At 52.5% G+C, this 19361-nt stretch carries 17 protein-coding genes and 1 pseudogene; 10 read left to right on the forward strand and 8 right to left on the reverse strand.

Annotation, left to right across the window (positions count from 1 at the left end; all coding sequences use genetic code 11):
• Nucleotides 1-161 precede the first annotated feature (161 nt).
• A pseudogene (locus tag FHC51_RS10300) lies at nt 162-260 on the forward strand (IS1 family transposase); the annotation flags it as partial.
• A gap of 308 nt (nt 261-568) precedes the next feature.
• Here FHC51_RS10300 and cyoE read toward each other — a convergent pair.
• The 7 genes from cyoE to FHC51_RS10335 form a co-directional block, all read right to left on the reverse strand.
• On the reverse strand, nt 569-1456 hold the full coding sequence (cyoE, locus tag FHC51_RS10305; protein WP_114315760.1) for a heme o synthase: 888 nt from the start codon (nt 1454-1456) through the stop codon (nt 569-571).
• Between the two features lie 11 nt (nt 1457-1467).
• Nucleotides 1468-1794, reverse strand: a complete 327-nt coding sequence (locus FHC51_RS10310) for a cytochrome o ubiquinol oxidase subunit IV (protein ID WP_103178475.1) — start codon at nt 1792-1794, stop codon at nt 1468-1470.
• Nucleotides 1794-2408, reverse strand: coding sequence for a cytochrome o ubiquinol oxidase subunit III (locus FHC51_RS10315; RefSeq protein WP_103178476.1), 615 nt, complete (start codon nt 2406-2408; stop codon nt 1794-1796). The genes FHC51_RS10310 and FHC51_RS10315 overlap by 1 nt, the downstream gene beginning before the upstream one ends.
• Nucleotides 2398-4389: a cytochrome o ubiquinol oxidase subunit I gene (gene cyoB, locus FHC51_RS10320; protein ID WP_103824040.1), complete on the reverse strand. Its 1992-nt coding sequence runs from the start codon at nt 4387-4389 to the stop codon at nt 2398-2400. Before cyoB ends, FHC51_RS10315 begins: the two co-directional genes overlap by 11 nt.
• A 16-nt stretch (nt 4390-4405) precedes the next feature.
• Entirely contained in the window at nt 4406-5353 is a 948-nt protein-coding gene (gene cyoA, locus FHC51_RS10325) for a cytochrome o ubiquinol oxidase subunit II (protein ID WP_103824041.1), read from the reverse strand.
• A gap of 477 nt (nt 5354-5830) precedes the next feature.
• Nucleotides 5831-7306, reverse strand: a complete 1476-nt coding sequence (gene ampG, locus FHC51_RS10330) for a muropeptide MFS transporter AmpG (RefSeq protein ID WP_220435453.1) — start codon at nt 7304-7306, stop codon at nt 5831-5833.
• Between the two features lie 43 nt (nt 7307-7349).
• The gene (locus FHC51_RS10335; protein ID WP_103178480.1) at nt 7350-7928 is read right to left on the reverse strand and encodes a lipoprotein; all 579 of its coding nucleotides are present in this window, start codon (nt 7926-7928) and stop codon (nt 7350-7352) included.
• A 304-nt stretch (nt 7929-8232) separates the two neighbouring features.
• On the opposite strand from FHC51_RS10335, the gene bolA reads away from it, so the two are divergent.
• From bolA to FHC51_RS10380, 9 genes are all read left to right on the forward strand, one after another.
• Nucleotides 8233-8550: a transcriptional regulator BolA gene (bolA, locus tag FHC51_RS10340; protein ID WP_039032378.1), complete on the forward strand. Its 318-nt coding sequence runs from the start codon at nt 8233-8235 to the stop codon at nt 8548-8550.
• A 331-nt stretch (nt 8551-8881) separates the two neighbouring features.
• Nucleotides 8882-10180, forward strand: a complete 1299-nt coding sequence (tig, locus tag FHC51_RS10345; protein ID WP_103824043.1) for a trigger factor — start codon at nt 8882-8884, stop codon at nt 10178-10180.
• 260 nt (nt 10181-10440) lie between these two features.
• Nucleotides 10441-11064: an ATP-dependent Clp endopeptidase proteolytic subunit ClpP gene (gene clpP, locus FHC51_RS10350; RefSeq protein ID WP_032616835.1), complete on the forward strand. Its 624-nt coding sequence runs from the start codon at nt 10441-10443 to the stop codon at nt 11062-11064.
• 127 nt (nt 11065-11191) lie between these two features.
• Entirely contained in the window at nt 11192-12466 is a 1275-nt protein-coding gene (gene clpX / locus FHC51_RS10355) for an ATP-dependent protease ATP-binding subunit ClpX (protein ID WP_103178482.1), read from the forward strand.
• A gap of 184 nt (nt 12467-12650) precedes the next feature.
• Nucleotides 12651-15005, forward strand: a complete 2355-nt coding sequence (gene lon, locus FHC51_RS10360; protein ID WP_103824044.1) for an endopeptidase La — start codon at nt 12651-12653, stop codon at nt 15003-15005.
• Nucleotides 15006-15215: 210 nt separating this feature from the next.
• Nucleotides 15216-15488: a nucleoid-associated protein HU-beta gene (gene hupB / locus FHC51_RS10365; protein ID WP_002444653.1), complete on the forward strand. Its 273-nt coding sequence runs from the start codon at nt 15216-15218 to the stop codon at nt 15486-15488.
• Between the two features lie 210 nt (nt 15489-15698).
• The gene (ppiD, locus tag FHC51_RS10370) at nt 15699-17570 is read left to right on the forward strand and encodes a peptidylprolyl isomerase (RefSeq protein WP_220435454.1); all 1872 of its coding nucleotides are present in this window, start codon (nt 15699-15701) and stop codon (nt 17568-17570) included.
• A gap of 148 nt (nt 17571-17718) precedes the next feature.
• Nucleotides 17719-18105, forward strand: coding sequence for a helix-hairpin-helix domain-containing protein (locus tag FHC51_RS10375; protein ID WP_114387780.1), 387 nt, complete (start codon nt 17719-17721; stop codon nt 18103-18105).
• Nucleotides 18106-18201: 96 nt separating this feature from the next.
• Entirely contained in the window at nt 18202-18600 is a 399-nt protein-coding gene (locus FHC51_RS10380; RefSeq protein WP_039032384.1) for a YbgC/FadM family acyl-CoA thioesterase, read from the forward strand.
• Nucleotides 18601-18654: 54 nt separating this feature from the next.
• Here FHC51_RS10380 and queC read toward each other — a convergent pair whose 3' ends face one another.
• Entirely contained in the window at nt 18655-19350 is a 696-nt protein-coding gene (gene queC, locus FHC51_RS10385; RefSeq protein WP_103824048.1) for a 7-cyano-7-deazaguanine synthase QueC, read from the reverse strand.
• Nucleotides 19351-19361: the final 11 nt, after the last annotated feature.

Raw genomic sequence — 19361 nt, forward strand, 5'->3', positions numbered from 1 at the left:
ATAGCGAATTACGCGTTGGCGCCATCCAGGAAGCTGTTCCAGCTAGAGGGTAATGCTGCCAACTTACTGATTTAGTGTATGATGGTGATTTTAAGGTGCTTGCGTGGCTTCCATTTCCATCAGATGTCCTTCCTGCTCCGCTACTGAAGGCGTGGTGCGTAATGGCAAGGCTGGGACGGAAGTCACTGTCGTTCTCAAAATCGGTGGAGCTGCATGACAAGGTCATCGGGCATTATCTGAACATAAAACACTATCAGTAAGTTGGAGTCATTACCCGGATACGAACTGAATTTCTTGAACTGATAATTCTTTCATTTTGTATTTCCTTATGGAATGAAATTAATGGGTGGGCTAATTACCCACGGCGAAGATTACCATTGGTCCATATCGTTGGGTAGTTAATATTATTTGCAGCGGTTTATATGTTCTCTTTTTGGCTTGATCGATATTTTGTTTATATTTATATGTCGTGAATTATTTGTCTTTAATATAAAAATAGCCCGCGACCGTTAAGGTGGCGGGCTATTTTGTGCTTACGTCTGGCGGGCAGACGTAAGGTTATTAAAACTTACCAGACGTAAGTCAGCAGGTTATGTGAATCCGGCACCATAAAATCTACAGACATCATGACGCTCAGTGCGGTAATGGCGATGATTGAGAAGCCGAACAGCTTACGCGCCCAGACTTTATCATCTTCCACTTTATAACCGCGCAGCGCCATGCCGAGCCACCAGACGCTCACCGCTGCAGCAACAACCAGATATTTATATCCGGCGTAACCGCCCAGGGAGAGCATCAGCGTAGCCACCGCAAAAGCGATGATATAGAGCGTGATATGGTTCTTGGCGACGGAGATGCCTTTCACCACCGGCAAAACCGGGATGTTCGCTGCCTGATAATCCTTAAAGCGGAAAATCGCAATGGCGTAGGAGTGCGGCATCTGCCACAGGCTAAAGATAGCCAGCAGGATGAGCGCACCGCTGTCGAACTCGTTGGTGACTGCGCAGTAGCCAATCACCGGCGGCGCAGCGCCGGAGAGAGAACCAATCAACGTACCGTAGACGGAGTGACGCTTCATATACAGGCTGTAGACGCCCACATAAACCACGAAACCCATCACCCCCAGCCAGCAGGCCAGAGGGTTGGCACCGAACCACAGCAGCATAAAGCCAGCAATACCCAGCAAGGTGGCGTACACCAGCGAGACGGCAGGAGACATCAGGCCTTTTACCAGCACCCGATTTTTCGTCCTTTCCATCTTCCTGTCGATATCCATGTCGATGTAGTTGTTAAATACACAACCGGACGCAACCACCAGTGACACCCCAATCAGCGTGGAGATAAAGAGGGCGTAATCGATGCTGCCTTTAGAAGCCAGCAGGAACCCTCCGATCACCGAGATCAGGTTGCCAAAGATGATGCCTGGTTTTGTTACTTGCAGGTATTGCTTAAACATACTCGCCGCTCTTAGTGAACCATCATGTTGTAGTTGAGGTTCCACATAATCCAGATGGATCCGACTACCAGGATTGCGATGATAATCACGGTAAAGATGAATGCTGTCATATTCCAGCCTTCATCAGACTTGGTGTTCATGTGCAGGAAGCAAACCAGATGCACCAGAATCTGCACTACCGCGGTAACCAGGATGGTGCCCAGAATTGCCGCGTGAGAAGCAGTACCGCTCATCACCATCCAGAACGGAATGACCGTCAGGATGATCGACAGGATAAACCCTGTCATGTAGGTCTTTACGCTGCCATGGGAAGCGCCATGATCGTTAGAATGACTCATTACATCGCCCCCATCAGATAGACTACAGAGAACACACAGATCCAAACCACATCCAGGAAGTGCCAGAACAGGCTCAGGCACATAATACGGGTGCGGTTAGTGCTGGTCAGGCCGCGACGGGAAATCTGGAACATCAGAACAGCCATCCAGATCAGACCGGAAGTCACGTGCAGACCGTGGGTACCGACCAGCGCGAAGAACGCTGACAGGAAGCCACTGCGATCCGGGCCGAAGCCTTCCATGATCAGGTGATGGAATTCATAGATTTCCATCCCGATGAAGCCAGCACCAAACAACCAGGTCAACGCCAGCCAGGAGACAACCTGGCTCTTGTTGTTTTTGTACATGGCGATAGCCGCCATACCGTAGGTGATGGAGCTGAACAGCAGCAGGGCAGTTTCAACCAGAACGAACGGCAGCTCAAAAATGTCCTTACCGGTCGGGCCGCCCGCTGTGCCGTTCACCAGAACGGCATAGGTCGCGAACAGACAGCAGAACAGAATGCAGTCGCTCATCAGGTAGATCCAGAAGCCGAAAACTTTCGTCGGCCCTGTATCGTGGTGCGCGTGGTCATGCGCGTGGGCAGTTGAGTGCGTCAAAGTATCAGTTGCCATTTTTCAGCCCCGCTTTAGAAATCTCATCGAAATGCTGGTTTTCCAGTTTTTCGACTTCACGGACTGGTACGTAGTAGTCCACGTCCTCGTCAAAGCTCTTCACAATCCAGCTAATTACGACGCCGGCAAAGCCAACAATCGCCAACCACCAGATGTGCCAGATCATTGCGAAACCAAATACCGTAGTGAAGGCGGCGATGACAATGCCCGCACCGCTGTTTTTCGGCATGTGGATCTCTTCGTAATGCGTAGGTTGCTTGTACGCTTCGCCTTTTTCTTTCATTTCCCAGAATGCGTCACGCTCATGAATGTGCGGCACAACGGCAAAGTTATAGAACGGCGGTGGAGATGAGGTCGCCCACTCCAGCGTACGGCCACCCCATGGGTCACCGGTCAGGTCGCGGTTCAGGTTACGATCACGGATAGAGACGTAGTACTGAATCAGCTGACATGCGATACCGCAGGCAATCAGCGCCGCGCCGCCCGCTGCAATCAGCAGCATTGGGTGGAACTGCGGATCGATCTGCTGGCTCAGACGACGGGTCATACCCATGAAGCCCAGCACGTACAGCGGCATAAATGCCACGAAGAAACCGATAATCCAGAACCAGAACGCGCGTTTACCCCAGGTTTCGTTCAGCGTGAAGCCGAACGCTTTTGGCCACCAGTAGGTTACGCCAGCGAAGCAGCCGAAGACGACGCCGCCGATAATAACGTTGTGGAAGTGCGCGATCAGGAACAGGCTGTTGTGCAGAACGAAGTCAGCACCTGGAACAGCCAGCAGTACACCGGTCATCCCACCGACGGAGAAGGTCACGATGAAGCCGATGGTCCACAGCATTGCTGAGTGGAACTGGATACGGCCCTGGTACATGGTGAACAGCCAGTTGAAGATCTTAACCCCGGTAGGGATTGCGATAATCATGGTCGTAATACCGAAGAAGGCGTTTACGTTCGCGCCCGCACCCATGGTGAAGAAGTGGTGCAGCCAAACGATGAACGACAGAACGGTAATACATACGGTTGCCCACACCAGCGAGGTGTAACCAAACAGACGTTTACGCGAGAAGGTCGCCGCGATTTCGGAGAAGACACCGAACACCGGCAGAACCAGGATGTACACTTCCGGGTGACCCCAGGCCCAAATCAGGTTGATGTACATCATCATGTTGCCACCCATATCGTTGGTAAAGAAATGGGTACCCAGATAGCGATCCAGGGTCAGCAGCGCGATGGTGACGGTCAGAATTGGGAAAGAGGCGATAATCAGGACGTTGGCGCACAGAGATGCCCAGGTAAATACTGGCATCTTGAACATCGTCATGCCTGGGGCACGCATCTTCAGGATGGTCACGAAGAAGTTAATACCGGTCAGGGTAGTACCGATACCGGAGAGCTGCAGCGCCCAAATCCAGTAGTCAACACCTACGCCAGGACTGTATTCAATTCCCGATAGCGGCGGATAGGCCAGCCAACCGGTCTGCGCGAACTCACCGACGCCCAGAGAGAGGTTAACCAGAATCACACCGACAACCGTGAACCAGAAGCTCAGGTTGTTCAGGAACGGGAACGCAACGTCACGCGCACCGATTTGCAGCGGCACGACCACGTTCATCAGACCGATAACCAGCGGCATCGCCACGAAGAAGATCATGATAACGCCGTGGGCGGTAAAGATCTGATCGTAGTGGTGCGGTGGCAGGAAGCCTGCTTCGCCTGCGGAGGCAAGCGCCTGCTGGCTACGCATCATGATCGCATCCGCAAAGCCACGAATTAACATGACGATACCGACGAGGCAGTACATGATGCCGAGTTTTTTGTGGTCGACCGAAGTCAGCCACTCATTCCACAGGTAGCTCCACTTACCGAAGTAAGTGATCAGGCCAACTAAGGCCGCGCCACCAATGATAATTGCAGCAATCGTAACCATGATAATAGGTTCATGGTACGGCACTGCATCCAGTGTCAATTTTCCGAACATTTTCTTCCTCGGCCCCTTAGTGAGCGGTTTCCGCGTGGCTCATGTCCATGCCTTCCATACCTTCGTGCGAGTTGTGCTCGCCTTCAGGCTGGGTCACGTCCATGCTCTTGCCATGTCCCATAAATTTGCCAATGACATCTTTGAACAAATTCGGTTTCACGTTAGAGAAGTACTCCACTTTGTTGTATTCGCTAGGCGTTGCCACTTTTTCGAACGTAGCCATGTCAGACATGGTGTTCGGGGACTGTTTCGCTTTAGCGACCCACTGGTCGAAAGCGGCACGGTCAGGTGTGGCAATGGCTTTGAACTTCATACCAGAGAAGCCCGGACCACTGTAGCTGGCGGAGATACCGTCATAGGTGCCTGCTTCGTTGGCAATCAGGTGCAGGTTAGTCTGCATACCGGCCATCGCGTAAATCTGGCTGCCCAGACGCGGAATAAAGAAGGAGTTCATCACGGAGTTAGAGGTCACTTTGAACTCTACCGGAGTGTTCGCCGGGAAGGCGATTTCATTCACGGTAGCAATGCCCTGTTCCGGGTAGATGAAGAACCATTTCCAGTCCATGGAGACCACTTCGATGGTGATAGGTTTCTCATCGTGAACCAGCGGTTTGCTCGGTTCGAGCGAGTGAGTGGTTTTCCATGTCAGCACGGCAAGGAACAGGATGATCAGGATAGGCACCGTCCAGACCACAGCTTCCACTTTATTGGAGTGTGACCAGTTAGGGCTGTACTTCGCATCTTTGTTGCTCGCACGGTACTTCCAGGCGAAACCAATAGCCATCAAAATGGCAGGAATAACGACGATCATCATCAGGCCGAAAGCCGTCAGAATCAGGGAACGTTGTTCCAGTCCAATCTGTCCTTTGGGGTCCAGAAGCGCAGAATCACAGCCACTGAGTAATACAGTGCCTGCAATTAACGACAACCAGCCCAAACCTTTATTGTATTTCCTAAGTGTCATTTAACGACCTCAATTCCACGGGGACCTTGGTGGCGTTTAAAGTGTGGGGGCATTTTACGGGAAGGTTACATTACTGTAAACATCATTAGGACTGTGTCAGTAACGTGTTACCGGGTTCTGCCGGATAAGTCACACATGTTGCAAAGTATAGCCAATCCCGGACAGGAGTCCCGTCATACGCGGCTTATAACGAATCCAGTTCTGTCGGGAGGGGAAAGGGGGTAATTGGTATAACCATTGTGAAAAAGACACAAATAATTAACAAATAATTTGCAATAAAAAGACAATTAAAAAACGGAAAATTAATCTTTCGGTTGCTGAATCGGTTAAAGGAAAATAGGGTTTATTACCGCTTCCAATAATTTCCGGAATTCTAAGACGCACGAAACAACAAATATTATTTTGAACTGGATAGATTTATTTACCGTTATAATTTCACAAGGTGATTACAACGGCAAATAACCGTTTTTTATCATTTTACGCCGTTTGGGTTTTACGCATGGCCAGATAATCGAGAAGCGCACCGGTCACGATCCCGACCATCGCCAGCAGCGCACCCACATCAAGCAGCAGCAGGGTAAACGGCAGATCGAGGGTGGTCGTGGCATTCACGATCGCCACGACAAGCCACAGCGCCAGCATCAGACAGCCTGCCAGCAAGACTCTTAAGGCGAAGCGATAGGCGGACGGGTAGAGCGTCCTTTCCATAAAGTGTTCGGTTTGCTGGGTATATTCCAGCGAACGGCGGCATATTAATAACAGGAGCAGCCCAGGAATGGCCGCAAACACAGAGAACAGATAGAACTCCGCCCAGCCGTGCGTTTCAACGAACCAGCCCGCGATAGGGCCAACGTAGACGCGACCTACCGCAGAGAGCGCCGAGAGCAGGGCGAACTGCGTGGCGGAGAACGATTTATTGCACAGAGTCATCAGCAGTGCGACAAACGCCGCTGTGCCCATCCCACCACACAAGTTTTCGAAGAAGACCGCCGTCGCCATGCTGAGCATATGCTTATCGGTGATGGAGAGCAGCCAGTAACCCGCATTTGAAATACCTTGCAGGATGCCGAAGATCAGCAGGGCACGGAACAGGCTCAAACGCTGCATCAATACGCCGCCATACAGTGCGCCGATAATGGTGGCAATCAGCCCCAGCGTTTTGTTAACGACCCCCACTTCACCAGCATCGAAGCCCACTCCGCGTATCAGGAAGGTGGTGGTCAGGCTCATCGCAAACGCATCGCCAAGTTTGTACAACACAATCAACAGCAGAATGAGCCAGGCGTTGTTACGGCCAAAAAAGTCACGCAACGGTTCAGCCACAGCCTGCTCAAGGGAGCGGGGGACCGGGATCACATCGCTCGGTTCCGGAGCAAGAATTGTGGCGATCATGCAGGGAATAAGCAGGATGGCCATCAGCCAGTACATCCCCTGCCAGCCGAGGTATCTGTCCGCCAGCCACAGGGCCAGCCCGCCTGAGACCAGCATGCCCAGACGGTAGCCCAGCACGCTGATGGCGGCACCGGCGCCGCGCTCTTCGGCTGAAAGCACGTCCGTTTTCCAGGCATCAAAAACGATATCCTGCGACGCAGAGCAAAACGCGATCACCACCGCCAGCGCAGCCATCCAGCGCAGCTGCGACGCAGGCTCAAGGAAGCCCATGGCGGCAATCGCCAGCAGCAGCATCGCCTGGGTCATCAGCAACCAGCCACGACGCCTGCCGAGGAAAGGCGGCGTGTAGCGGTCCATCATTGGTGACCATAAAAACTTAAAGACATAGGCCTGACCGACCAGCGAGAAGAAGCCGATGGTTTTAAGATCGATATTTTCGACGGTCATCCACGCCTGGAGCGTGCCGGATGTCAGGGCAAGGGGTAAACCGGAGGCAAAACCGAGGATCAGCAAGATAGCTGATTTAGGCTGCTGGAAAATGCGTAAGTAATGACTGGACATGAGGTAAAACTGACCCGACCGGAGGCCGGGTCAGCAGGCAGACTTAACGTGCGTTCTGCTTGATGAATTCGTGAATGCTGGTGTCCTGCGCCATATCGGCGATGGTGTCGGTCAGCACGCTATTAACCGCGTTAGCAATGTTCTGGTTAGAGGCCTGGAACGCACCTTCAACAGAGTAGCTTGCACGGTAGTTTTTGTTCATCTTGTTGCCGTTCTTCGCGGTAGCGATGATGGCGATATCGGCTTTGGTGGCGATGTTATAGCGCACGTTGCCCTGAGAGACGTCAGCGTACAGGTTGTTGACGATGATCTGCAGATCCACCGCGCCGCTTGGGCCAACCATATAACCGCGAGCGGTCATCTGCTTCTCAAGCACTTCCTGCAGCAGGAAACGCAGATCGCGGGAAGCGGTCAGGGTGACAACCTGGTTGTCGCGGGTAACTTTCGCCAGCGCCTGGTCGCGACGCTGGTCTGCGCCGTTAATACTTACGGTCACGCCCATCAGGCTTGGATCCTGCTGTGGCAGGGTGATCTTTGGCGAAACATCAATGGTGGTTGGCGGGGTCGCGCAGCCAGCCAGCATAAACAGGGCGACTAAAGGGAAAAAGAGTTTTTTTAACATGTTCAGGCTCTCAACGAATCGTAAGCATATAGAGATAAAAATTGCCGCCATCATAACATCGCCAACGGCAAGGGGAAGTGGTCAACGCATGTAAATTCATCGCCTTGTCTGAAAACTGACCACCTGAAACGCTTTTCCGTTATTCGAACGACAAAACGACGCTTCCCTTATAGGACTTCATACGGTTGAATGAGAAAATCAGACGAAAGCTAAATTTTTGTTGTCTTGTTGTTATGCAAGCGGTAAAAGCGGCTAACATTTAAAGAGATGGGTGACATCTCAGCGTTGTCGGAGGAGTAATTTCATGATGATACGTGAACAGATTGAAGATAAGTTAAGGGCGGCGTTTGAACCTGTGTTCCTTGAAGTCGTCGACGAAAGCTATCGTCATAACGTACCGGCAGGCTCTGAGAGCCACTTTAAGGTGGTGCTGGTCAGTGACCGTTTCGCTGGCGAGCGTTTTCTCAACCGTCACCGTATGATCTACGGAACCTTGACGGAAGAGCTCTCGACCACGGTCCATGCGCTGGCGCTCCACACTTATACAATCAAAGAGTGGAAGGGGTTACAGGATACGATTTTCGCATCGCCACCGTGCCGGGGAGCCGGAACGATCGCCTAATAAATCCTGTTTGCAACAGCAGGAGCTTTTCCAGTATGTTGCATAAAGATTACGTCAAAGCGGCCTGCGGGCCGTTTTGTTTTGTCCGGGTTTTGAGCCGGTGGCGCGATTTTAAGGCTAAAAATAGCCTTAATTTGTGAAAAAAGCCGCAGCAACATACGCCAACCGTTCTCGACTCAATAAAGTGATGCCGCTATAATGCCGCGTCTTAATGAATGTCTTCGGGATGATTCTGGCGACAGGGAATGTGAATCTGCTACAAGAGAGCATCCCGGTATTGCGAGGCAAATTCAGAGTTGACCGAGCACTGTGATTTTTTTGAGGTAACAAGATGCAAGTTTCAGTTGAAACCACTCAAGGCCTTGGCCGCCGTGTAACGATTACAATCGCTGCTGACAGCATCGAAAACGCTGTAAAAAGCGAGCTGGTCAACGTAGCGAAGAAAGTCCGTATTGACGGCTTCCGTAAGGGCAAAGTACCGATGAATGTCGTTGCTCAGCGTTATGGCGCTTCTGTTCGCCAGGACGTGCTGGGTGACCTGATGAGCCGCAACTTTGTTGACGCGATCATCAAAGAAAAAATCAACCCAGCCGGTTCCCCGACCTATGTTCCGGGTGAATACAAACTGGGCGAAGACTTCACCTACGCGGTAGAGTTCGAAGTCTATCCAGAAGTTGAGCTGAAAGGCCTGGAAACGATTGAAGTTGAAAAACCTGTCGTTGAAGTGACTGAAGCTGACGTTGACGGCATGCTGGACACCCTGCGTAAGCAGCAGGCGACCTGGAAAGATAAAGACGGCGCTGCTGACGCAGAAGACCGTGTCACCATCGACTTCACCGGCTCTGTAGACGGCGAAGAGTTCGAAGGCGGTAAAGCATCTGACTTCGTACTGGCGATGGGCCAGGGTCGTATGATCCCAGGCTTCGAAGAAGGTATCAAAGGCCACAGCGCTGGCGAAGAGTTCACCATCGATGTGACCTTCCCGGAAGAGTACCACGCTGAAAACCTGAAAGGTAAAGCGGCTAAGTTCGCCATTACCCTGAAGAAAGTTGAAGACCGCGAACTGCCAGAATTGACTGAAGATTTCATCAAACGTTTCGGCGTTGAAGATGGTTCTGTTGAAGGTCTGCGTGCAGAAGTACGTAAAAACATGGAACGCGAGCTGAAAGGCGCCGTGCGTAACCGCGTGAAGTCTCAGGCTATCGAAGGTCTGGTTAAAGCTAACGAGATCGAGATCCCGTCTGCGCTGATCGACAGCGAAATCGACGTTCTGCGCCGTCAGGCTGCACAGCGTTTCGGTGGCAACGAGAAGCAAGCGCTGGAACTGCCACGCGAGCTGTTCGAAGAGCAGGCTAAACGCCGCGTTGTCGTTGGTCTGCTGCTGGGCGAAGTGATTCGTACCCACGAGCTGAAAGCTGACGAAGAGCGCGTTAAAGGTCTGATCGAAGAGATGGCTTCTGCCTATGAAGATCCGTCAGAAGTTGTTGCTTTCTACGGCAGCAACAAAGAGCTGATGGAAAACATGCGCAATGTCGCCCTGGAAGAGCAGGCTGTTGAAGCGGTTCTGGCCAAAGCGAAAGTGTCCGAAAAAGCCACTTCTTTCAACGAACTGATGAACCAGCAGGCGTAATTCTGCCCGCTTTGTTTAAAGTTTGAGCAAAAAACCCGTTGCCTTTCGGCGGCGGGTTTTTTTTATCACAGTTATAAATCACGAAGCGTGATAAAACGCCTTTTCAGTGTTAGCGTTACAACAAAAGATTGTTATGCTTGAAATAGGGCTGAGCCATCCCCATTAGTGGGGAAGCAGTATTAAAGAGACTGGCTGATAATCCGTCCGCAAGGTTACAATCAGTACAGCAGGTATTTTCATTTTTTATCCAGGAGACGGAAATGTCATACAGTGGCGAACGAGATAACTTTGCACCCCATATGGCGCTGGTGCCAATGGTTATTGAACAGACCTCTCGCGGTGAACGTTCTTTTGATATCTACTCCCGTCTGCTTAAAGAACGCGTTATCTTCATGACCGGCCAGGTGGAAGACCACATGGCGAACCTGATCGTGGCGCAAATGCTGTTTCTGGAAGCGGAAAACCCGGAAAAAGACATTTACCTGTACATTAACTCCCCGGGTGGCGTTATCACCGCCGGGATGTCCATTTACGATACCATGCAGTTCATCAAGCCTGATGTGAGCACCATTTGTATGGGCCAGGCGGCATCGATGGGCGCATTCCTGCTGACCGCAGGGGCGAAAGGCAAGCGTTTCTGCCTGCCTAACTCGCGCGTTATGATCCACCAGCCGCTGGGCGGATACCAGGGCCAGGCGACAGACATTGAGATTCACGCCCGTGAAATTCTGAAAGTTAAAGGGCGCATGAATGAACTTATGGCTCACCACACGGGTCAATCACTTGAGCAGATCGAGCGTGATACCGAGCGCGATCGCTTCCTGTCCGCACCAGAGGCAGTTGAGTACGGCTTAGTCGACTCCATTTTGACCCATCGTAATTGATGCCCACGACGCGGGTGTGCCGCTATACTATGGTAGGGCGGCACTTTGCTTACGAGCAGCTTGCGTCTGAGAATGGCATTTGCGTCGTCATGTGCGGCACAAAGAACTTAAAAAGAGGTTTTGACTCATGACAGATAAACGCAAAGATGGATCGGGCAAACTGCTTTACTGCTCTTTTTGCGGCAAAAGCCAGCATGAAGTGCGCAAACTGATTGCCGGGCCATCCGTGTATATCTGCGACGAATGTGTCGACTTATGTAACGACATCATCCGCGAAGAGATTAAAGAAGTCGCACCACACCGTGAGCGCAGCGCGTTACCGACCCCGCATGAGATTCGTCATCATCTTGACGACTATGTCATCGGTCAGGAACAGGCGAAAAAAGTGCTGGCAGTGGCGGTGTACAACCACTACAAACGTCTGCGTAACGGGGATAACAGCAACGGCGTTGAGCTGGGCAAAAGTAACATTTTGCTGATCGGCCCAACCGGTTCCGGTAAAACCCTGCTGGCAGAAACCTTGGCACGTCTGCTGGATGTTCCGTTCACTATGGCCGATGCCACCACCCTGACCGAAGCCGGTTATGTGGGTGAAGATGTGGAAAACATCATCCAGAAACTGCTGCAAAAATGTGATTACGATGTGCAGAAGGCACAGCGCGGTATCGTGTATATCGATGAAATCGATAAAATCTCGCGTAAATCCGATAATCCATCGATCACCCGTGACGTGTCCGGTGAAGGTGTGCAGCAGGCATTGCTGAAACTGATCGAAGGGACGGTTGCCGCGGTTCCACCGCAGGGCGGTCGTAAGCATCCTCAGCAGGAGTTCCTGCAGGTTGATACCTCCAAGATCCTGTTTATCTGTGGCGGCGCGTTTGCCGGTCTGGATAAAGTCATCGCTAACCGTGTTGAAACCGGCTCGGGTATCGGCTTTGGCGCCACCGTAAAAGCGAAGTCTGAAAAAGCGAAAGAGGGCGAGCTGCTGATGCAGGTTGAGCCAGAAGATCTGATCAAGTTTGGTCTGATCCCTGAGTTCATTGGTCGTCTGCCGGTTGTCGCCACGCTGACAGAACTGAGCGAAGATGCGCTGATTCAAATTCTGAAAGAGCCGAAAAATGCCCTGACCAAGCAGTACCAGGCGTTGTTCAATCTGGAAGGCGTTGAGCTGGAATTCCGCGACGAAGCGCTGGACGCGATTGCCAAGAAAGCAATGGCACGTAAAACCGGTGCCCGTGGCCTGCGTTCTATTGTTGAAGCAGCCCTGCTCGATACCATGTACGACCTGCCTTCTCTGGAAGAGGTTGAGAAAGTGGTCATCGACGAGTCCGTGATTGCCGGTCAAAGCAAGCCGCTGCTGATTTACGGTACGCCGGAAGCGCAGCAGGCATCTGGCGAATAATTCACCAGAGCATACAAGTAGTTAATCAAAAAGGGGGGATTTAATCCCCCCTTTTATTTTTCCGTAAACATGGCGTTGAATGTGTGGGAAACATCCCCATATACTGGATTACATGTTAATGGTTATGTGAAGCACAGTCTCATGACCAGCTTACCAGGCGGACACTAAACTAAGAGAGAGCTCTATGAATCCTGAGCGTTCTGAACGCATTGAAATCCCCGTATTGCCGTTGCGCGATGTGGTGGTTTATCCGCACATGGTCATACCCTTATTTGTAGGGCGGGAAAAATCTATCCGTTGCCTTGAAGCCGCCATGGATCATGATAAAAAAATCATGCTGGTTGCGCAGAAAGAAGCATCAACGGATGAGCCGGGTGTAAACGATCTTTTCACCGTCGGGACCGTGGCCTCTATTTTACAAATGCTGAAGCTGCCTGATGGCACCGTCAAGGTGCTGGTCGAGGGGCTGCAGCGTGCGCGTATTACCACGCTATCTGATGATGGCGAACACTTCGCAGCAAAAGCCGAATACCTTGACTCACCTCAGCTGGACGAGCGTGAGCAGGAGGTGCTGGTTCGCACCGCGATCAGTCAGTTTGAAGGCTACATCAAGCTGAACAAAAAAATCCCACCAGAAGTGCTGACGTCGCTCAACAGCATCGACGATCCTGCACGTCTGGCAGACACCATCGCTGCACACATGCCGCTGAAGCTGGCGGACAAACAGTCCGTGCTGGAGATGTCCGACGTTAACGAGCGTCTGGAATACCTGATGGCGATGATGGAGTCTGAAATCGATCTGCTGCAGGTTGAGAAACGCATTCGCAACCGCGTGAAAAAGCAGATGGAGAAATCGCAGCGCGAGTACTATCTGAACGAGCAGATGAAGGCTATTCAGAAAGAGCTCGGCGAGATGGACGACGCGCCGGACGAAAACGAAGCGCTGAAGCGTAAGATCGACGCGGCGAAGATGCCAAAAGAGGCGAAAGAGAAAGCGGAAGCAGAGCTGCAGAAGCTGAAAATGATGTCTCCGATGTCGGCTGAAGCGACCGTTGTACGCGGCTATATCGAGTGGATGGTTCAGGTTCCGTGGAACGCCCGCAGCAAGGTCAAAAAAGACCTGCGTCAGGCCCAGGAGATCCTGGATACCGACCACTACGGTCTTGAGCGTGTCAAAGATCGCATCCTTGAGTATCTTGCGGTTCAGAGCCGTGTGAATAAGCTCAAGGGGCCAATTCTCTGCCTGGTCGGGCCGCCGGGGGTGGGTAAAACCTCTCTGGGGCAGTCCATTGCCAAAGCCACCGGTCGTAAATACATCCGTATGGCGCTGGGCGGCGTGCGTGACGAGGCGGAAATCCGCGGTCACCGCCGGACCTATATCGGCTCAATGCCGGGCAAACTGATCCAGAAGATGGCGAAAGTGGGCGTTAAAAACCCGCTGTTCCTGCTGGATGAGATCGACAAAATGTCGTCCGATATGCGTGGCGATCCGGCTTCTGCCCTGCTTGAAGTGCTGGATCCAGAGCAGAACGTGGCGTTTAGCGATCACTACCTGGAAGTGGACTACGACCTGAGCGATGTGATGTTCGTGGCGACCTCTAACTCCATGAACATCCCGGCACCGCTGCTGGATCGTATGGAAGTGATCCGTCTTTCTGGCTACACCGAAGACGAAAAGCTGAACATTGCCCGTCGTCACCTGCTGTCGAAGCAGATTGAACGTAACGCCCTGAAAGAGAGCGAACTGACCGTTGATGACAGCGCGATTATCGGCATCATTCGTTACTACACCCGTGAAGCGGGCGTGCGTAGCCTGGAGCGTGAAATCTCCAAGCTGTGTCGTAAAGCGGTTAAACAGCTGCTGCTCGATAAATCGCTGAAGCACATTGAAATCACTGGCGACAACCTGCACGAATACCTCGGTGTTCAGCGCTACGACTATGGCCGTGCGGACAGCGAAAACCGCGTCGGACAGGTAACGGGTCTGGCATGGACGGAAGTTGGCGGCGATCTGCTGACCATTGAAACCGCCTGCGTACCGGGTAAAGGTAAGCTGACCTACACCGGCTCGCTGGGTGAAGTGATGCAGGAGTCCATTCAGGCTGCGCTGACCGTGGTGCGCGCGCGTGCGGAAAAACTGGGTATTAATCCGGACTTCTACGAAAAACGCGATATTCACGTTCACGTGCCGGAAGGGGCAACGCCGAAAGATGGCCCAAGCGCAGGTATCGCTATGTGTACCGCGCTGGTTTCTTGCCTGACCGGTAACCCGGTTCGTGCCGATGTGGCAATGACCGGCGAAATCACGCTGCGTGGTCAGGTATTGCCGATTGGCGGTTTGAAAGAGAAACTGCTGGCGGCACACCGCGGTGGCATTAAAACGGTCCTCATCCCGTATGAGAATAAGCGCGACCTGGAAGAGATTCCGGATAACGTTATCGCCGATCTGGAGATTCATCCGGTGAAACGTATTGAGGAAGTTCTGACACTTGCGTTGCAGAATGAGCCTTCAGGAATGCAGGTTGTGACCGCAAAATAGTGACCTCGCGCAAAGAGCGTCAATAAAATAAAGGTTGGTAAGCTATTTCGGGCTTGCCAGCCTTTTTTTGTATAGCTAATTTAGATTGCTGATTGGGCTAGCCATCAACAACGGGTGTTGTAAGGTCATGGCAGGCCTGATATAACTGCTGCGCGGTCGCGTTGTGAAGGATTCAGACGCGATATAAATTATAAAGAGAGGAAGAGAAGAGTGAATAAATCTCAACTGATTGACAAAATTGCTGCGGGTGCTGACATCTCCAAAGCTGCGGCTGGACGTGCGTTAGATGCTTTGATTGCTTCTGTTACCGAATCTCTGCAGGCTGGGGACGACGTAGCGCTGGTAGGTTTTGGTACTTTTGCTGTTAAAGAGCGTGCTGCCCGTACTGGCCGCAACCCTCAGACCGGTAAAGAGATCACCATCGCTGCTGCTAAAGTTCCGGGCTTCCGTGCCGGCAAAGCGCTGAAAGACGCGGTAAACTGATCGCTTTCTTACTTCAGGGAAGTTGAAAAGTACAAGGGCGCATCATTTGATGTGCCTTTTTTGTTTGTCCAGACCTGATTTATGTGAGTTTATGCGAGTTGTGGGCTGACAATAGCCCCGGTTTCTTGTCACAATACGCCTTTACGCGCTGCGGTCAGGATTCCGCCAGCGTCAGGTCACCAGTCACCTACAGCGGAGTGTGGTTACACCATGATGGACAGCTTACGCACGGCTGCTAACAGTCTCGTGCTCAAGATTATTTTCGGTATCATTATCGTGTCGTTCATATTGACCGGCGTGAGCGGATACCTGATTGGCGGTAGTGCAAACTACGCCGCAAAAGTGAACGACCAGGAAATTAGCCGTGGGCAGTTTGAGAATGCATTTGCCGGTGAACGTAACCGCATGCAGCAACAGCTGGGCGATCGGTTCTCAGAACTGGCGGCGAACGAAGGGTACATGAAGAACCTGCGTCAGCAGACGCTGAACCGTCTTATCGATGAAGCGCTGCTGGATCAGTATGCCCGTGAACTGGGTCTGAGCATCAGCGATGACCAGGTGAAGAATGCGATTTTCGCGACCCCTGCTTTCCAGAATAACGGCAAATTCGATAACACCCGTTATACCGCCATCGTTAATCAGATGGGGATGACGCCGGATCAATACGCTCAGGCACTGCGCAATCAGCTCACCACTCAGCAGCTTATTAACGCTGTTGTGGGCACCGACTTCATGCTTAAGGGCGAAGCGGACGAGCTGGCGACGCTGGTTGCTCAGCAGCGCGTCGTGCGCGAAGCCACTTTCGACGTTAACGCCCTGGCTGCTAAACAGCAGGCGAGCGACGAAGAGGTGAAAAGCTACTACGAGCAGAACAAAAACAACTTCACCGCCCCGGAACAGTTCCGCGTGAGCTACATCAAGCTGGATGCGGCTGCGATGCAGGAAAACGCCACCGATGCGGAGATCCAGTCTTACTACGATCAGCATCAGGATCAGTTCACTCAGCCACAGCGTAACCGTTACAGCGTAATCCAGACCAAAACGGAAGCTGACGCTAAAGCGGCGCTGGATGAGCTGAACAAAGGCACTGACTTTGCAACGGTCGCAAAAGAGAAATCCACCGATATCATCTCTGCGAAAAACGGCGGTGACATGGGTTGGCTGGAAGAGGCGACCACCCCGGACGAGCTGAAAAATGCCGGCCTGAAAGAGAAAGGTCAACTTTCTGGCGTGATTAAATCTTCTGTCGGTTTCCTGGTGGCACGTCTGGATGATATCACCCCTGCGACAACCAAACCGCTGGCTGACGTCCATGATGAGATCGCGGCGAAAGTGAAGCAGGAGAAAGCGCTGGATGGCTTCTATGCGTTGCAGCAGAAAGTGAGCGATGCGGCCAGCAACGACAACGAATCCCTGGCGGGTGCTGAGCAGGCTGCGGGCGCGAAAGCGGTCACCACCGGTTGGTTTGATCGTGACAACCTGCCGGAAGAGCTGAACTTCAAGCCAGTGGCGGATGCCATCTTCAGTGGCGGTCTGGTGGGCGAAAACGGCACCCCGGGCAGCAACTCCGACATCATCACCGTGGACGGCGACCGCGCCTTTGTTCTGCGTGTGAGTGAGCACAAGCCGGAGGCTGTTAAGCCGCTGGACGAGGTGAAAGATCAGATTACTGCGCTGGTGAAGCATAACAAAGCCGTTCAACAGGCGAAGCTGGATGCTGAAAAGCTGCTCGCTGAGCTGAAAGCCGGTAAAGGTGATGAGGCGCTGAAAGCGGCTGGCCTGAGCTTTGGTGAGGCGAAGACCCTGAGCCGTACCGGTCAGGATCCGATCAGCCAGGCGGCATTTACCCTGAACCAGCCTGCGAAAGACAAACCGAGCTTTGGTATCGCCAACGATATGCAGGGCAACGTGGTGATTCTGGCTCTGGATGAAGTCAAAGCGGGCACCATGCCGGAAGCGCAGAAGAAAGCGATGGTTCAGGGTATCACCCAGAACAACGCGCAAATCGCTTTCGAAGCGTTGATGAGCAACCTGCGTAAAGAAGCCAAAATTAAGCTGGGCGATATCATCACTCAGCAGTAATTACGGCGCTGCTCGCAAACTTAAGCAACATACTGCAATACCAAAAGGCCGCTTTCGCGGCCTTTTCCATTTCTGCAATCTGCTGTTTGTTCCTGAAAAGCGGCCCGAATAAGGTAAGGGGGCTGTCAACAAACAAGGAGAAAACAGCATGAAACATGGAATCAAAGCCCTTTTTGTCACGCTTGCCATCGTAACGGCGGGGTTGAGCCAGAGCGCGCTGGCGGCACCCTCGGTCGCGAAAACGCAGGTCACACAAAGCAAATCTGAGCCGTCGGCCTCCGCCACGTCGTCACCGCAGTCGAAAGCCGTCGCGAGCAGCAATAATGGCGAAGAGGAAGGGGTGCGGGTCAGCATTAATTCTGCATCGGCAGAGGAGCTGGCAAAGGTGATGAATGGCGTAGGGATAAAGAAAGCCCAGGCGATCGTCAGTTACCGCGAAGAGTACGGTCCGTTTAAAACCCTGGACGATCTCCGGCAGGTTCCGGGTATGGGTGGGGCGCTGGTGGAACGTAATCTTGCGCATCTGATGCTGTAATAACTTGCACAGTGGCAAAAATTTGCCAGGATAAAGAGGTCGTACCAGTTATGACCTCTGAATCTTATAATTAACTACCCTGAAGGCTATTGCGCTATGCAGACCCAAATCAAAGTTCGCGGCTACCACCTGGATGTTTACCAACACGTTAATAACGCCCGTTATCTGGAGTTCCTCGAAGAGGCGCGCTGGGATGGACTGGAAAACAGCGACAGTTTTCAATGGATGACCGCACACCGTATCGCTTTTGTGGTGGCGAACATCAATATCAACTATCGCCGTCCCGCAGTGCTCAGCGATCTACTCACCGTGACCAGCCAGCTACAGCAGTTAAACGGGAAAAGTGGAGTATTGAGTCAGGTGATCACCCTGGAGCCGGAAGGACAGGTGGTGGCAGATGCGTTAATTACCTTTGTCTGCATCGATCTGAAAACGCAGAAAGCGCTGCCGCTGGAGGGGGAGTTACGTGAGAAGCTGGAGCTGTTAATCAAATAACCCTGCTTCTGATGCCGGGCGAAGCGGAGCCTTCACCCGGCAGACTGGCCCGAATTAGTTAAGACCGGTTTTCTTTTTCAGGGCCGCCATCACCCCGGCTTTATCCGCCAGATAGTGATTCAGACCGTTGGCGCGCAGGTTACAGGCGGCGCACTGGCCGCAACCATCGCCCTGAATGCCGTTGTAGCAGGTGAGCGTTTCGTTACGCACCAGATCCAGCTTGCCCCAGTAGTCGGCCAGCGCCCAGGTTTCGGCTTTATCGAGCCACATCAGCGGCGTTTCGAAGCGGATATCTTTGGCCATGCCAAGGTTCACGGCGTGGTTGAGGGCTTTAACAAACTCGTCGCGGCAGTCCGGGTAGCCGGAAAAATCGGTTTCGCACACGCCGGTAATGATTGCCTCGGCTTTCACCTGGTAAGCATAGATGGCCGTCAGGGTCAGGAAGAGGATATTACGCCCCGGTACGAAGGTATTCGGGATCCCCTCGGCATCCGGTTCGTAGTCCGGCACCGGAATGCTGTCCCGGGTGAGGCTGCTTACCGCCAGTTCGTTGAGCAGGGTGACATCCAGCACCTTATGCGCCCGTGCGCCGAGTTTCACCGCCAGTTTCTGCGCGACCTCAATCTCTTCGCTATGGCGCTGACCATAGTCAAAAGTCACACAATGGACTTCATCATATTGCTGCAGAGCCTGAACCAGACAGGTCGTGGAGTCCTGACCTCCACTGAACACGACAACGGCACGTTTCATTAATCTTCCCA

Origin of the sequence: Leclercia sp. EC_58 (assembly GCF_019584355.1) — a bacterium.
Classification (GTDB): domain Bacteria; phylum Pseudomonadota; class Gammaproteobacteria; order Enterobacterales; family Enterobacteriaceae; genus Enterobacter.

Bases quoted from the DNA above. Each gene is read 5' to 3' on its own strand.
- cyoE (WP_114315760.1), bottom strand. From the start codon at position 1,456: ATGTTTAAGCAATACCTGCAAGTAACAAAACCAGGCATCATCTTTGGC.
- FHC51_RS10310 (WP_103178475.1), bottom strand. From the start codon at position 1,794: ATGAGTCATTCTAACGATCATGGCGCTTCCCATGGCAGCGTAAAGACC.
- FHC51_RS10315 (WP_103178476.1), bottom strand. From the start codon at position 2,408: ATGGCAACTGATACTTTGACGCACTCAACTGCCCACGCGCATGACCAC.
- cyoB (WP_103824040.1), bottom strand. From the start codon at position 4,389: ATGTTCGGAAAATTGACACTGGATGCAGTGCCGTACCATGAACCTATT.
- cyoA (WP_103824041.1), bottom strand. From the start codon at position 5,353: ATGACACTTAGGAAATACAATAAAGGTTTGGGCTGGTTGTCGTTAATT.
- ampG (WP_220435453.1), bottom strand. From the start codon at position 7,306: ATGTCCAGTCATTACTTACGCATTTTCCAGCAGCCTAAATCAGCTATC.
- FHC51_RS10335 (WP_103178480.1), bottom strand. From the start codon at position 7,928: ATGTTAAAAAAACTCTTTTTCCCTTTAGTCGCCCTGTTTATGCTGGCT.
- bolA (WP_039032378.1), top strand. From the start codon at position 8,233: ATGATGATACGTGAACAGATTGAAGATAAGTTAAGGGCGGCGTTTGAA.
- tig (WP_103824043.1), top strand. From the start codon at position 8,882: ATGCAAGTTTCAGTTGAAACCACTCAAGGCCTTGGCCGCCGTGTAACG.
- clpP (WP_032616835.1), top strand. From the start codon at position 10,441: ATGTCATACAGTGGCGAACGAGATAACTTTGCACCCCATATGGCGCTG.
- clpX (WP_103178482.1), top strand. From the start codon at position 11,192: ATGACAGATAAACGCAAAGATGGATCGGGCAAACTGCTTTACTGCTCT.
- lon (WP_103824044.1), top strand. From the start codon at position 12,651: ATGAATCCTGAGCGTTCTGAACGCATTGAAATCCCCGTATTGCCGTTG.
- ppiD (WP_220435454.1), top strand. From the start codon at position 15,699: ATGATGGACAGCTTACGCACGGCTGCTAACAGTCTCGTGCTCAAGATT.
- FHC51_RS10375 (WP_114387780.1), top strand. From the start codon at position 17,719: ATGAAACATGGAATCAAAGCCCTTTTTGTCACGCTTGCCATCGTAACG.
- FHC51_RS10380 (WP_039032384.1), top strand. From the start codon at position 18,202: ATGCAGACCCAAATCAAAGTTCGCGGCTACCACCTGGATGTTTACCAA.
- queC (WP_103824048.1), bottom strand. From the start codon at position 19,350: ATGAAACGTGCCGTTGTCGTGTTCAGTGGAGGTCAGGACTCCACGACC.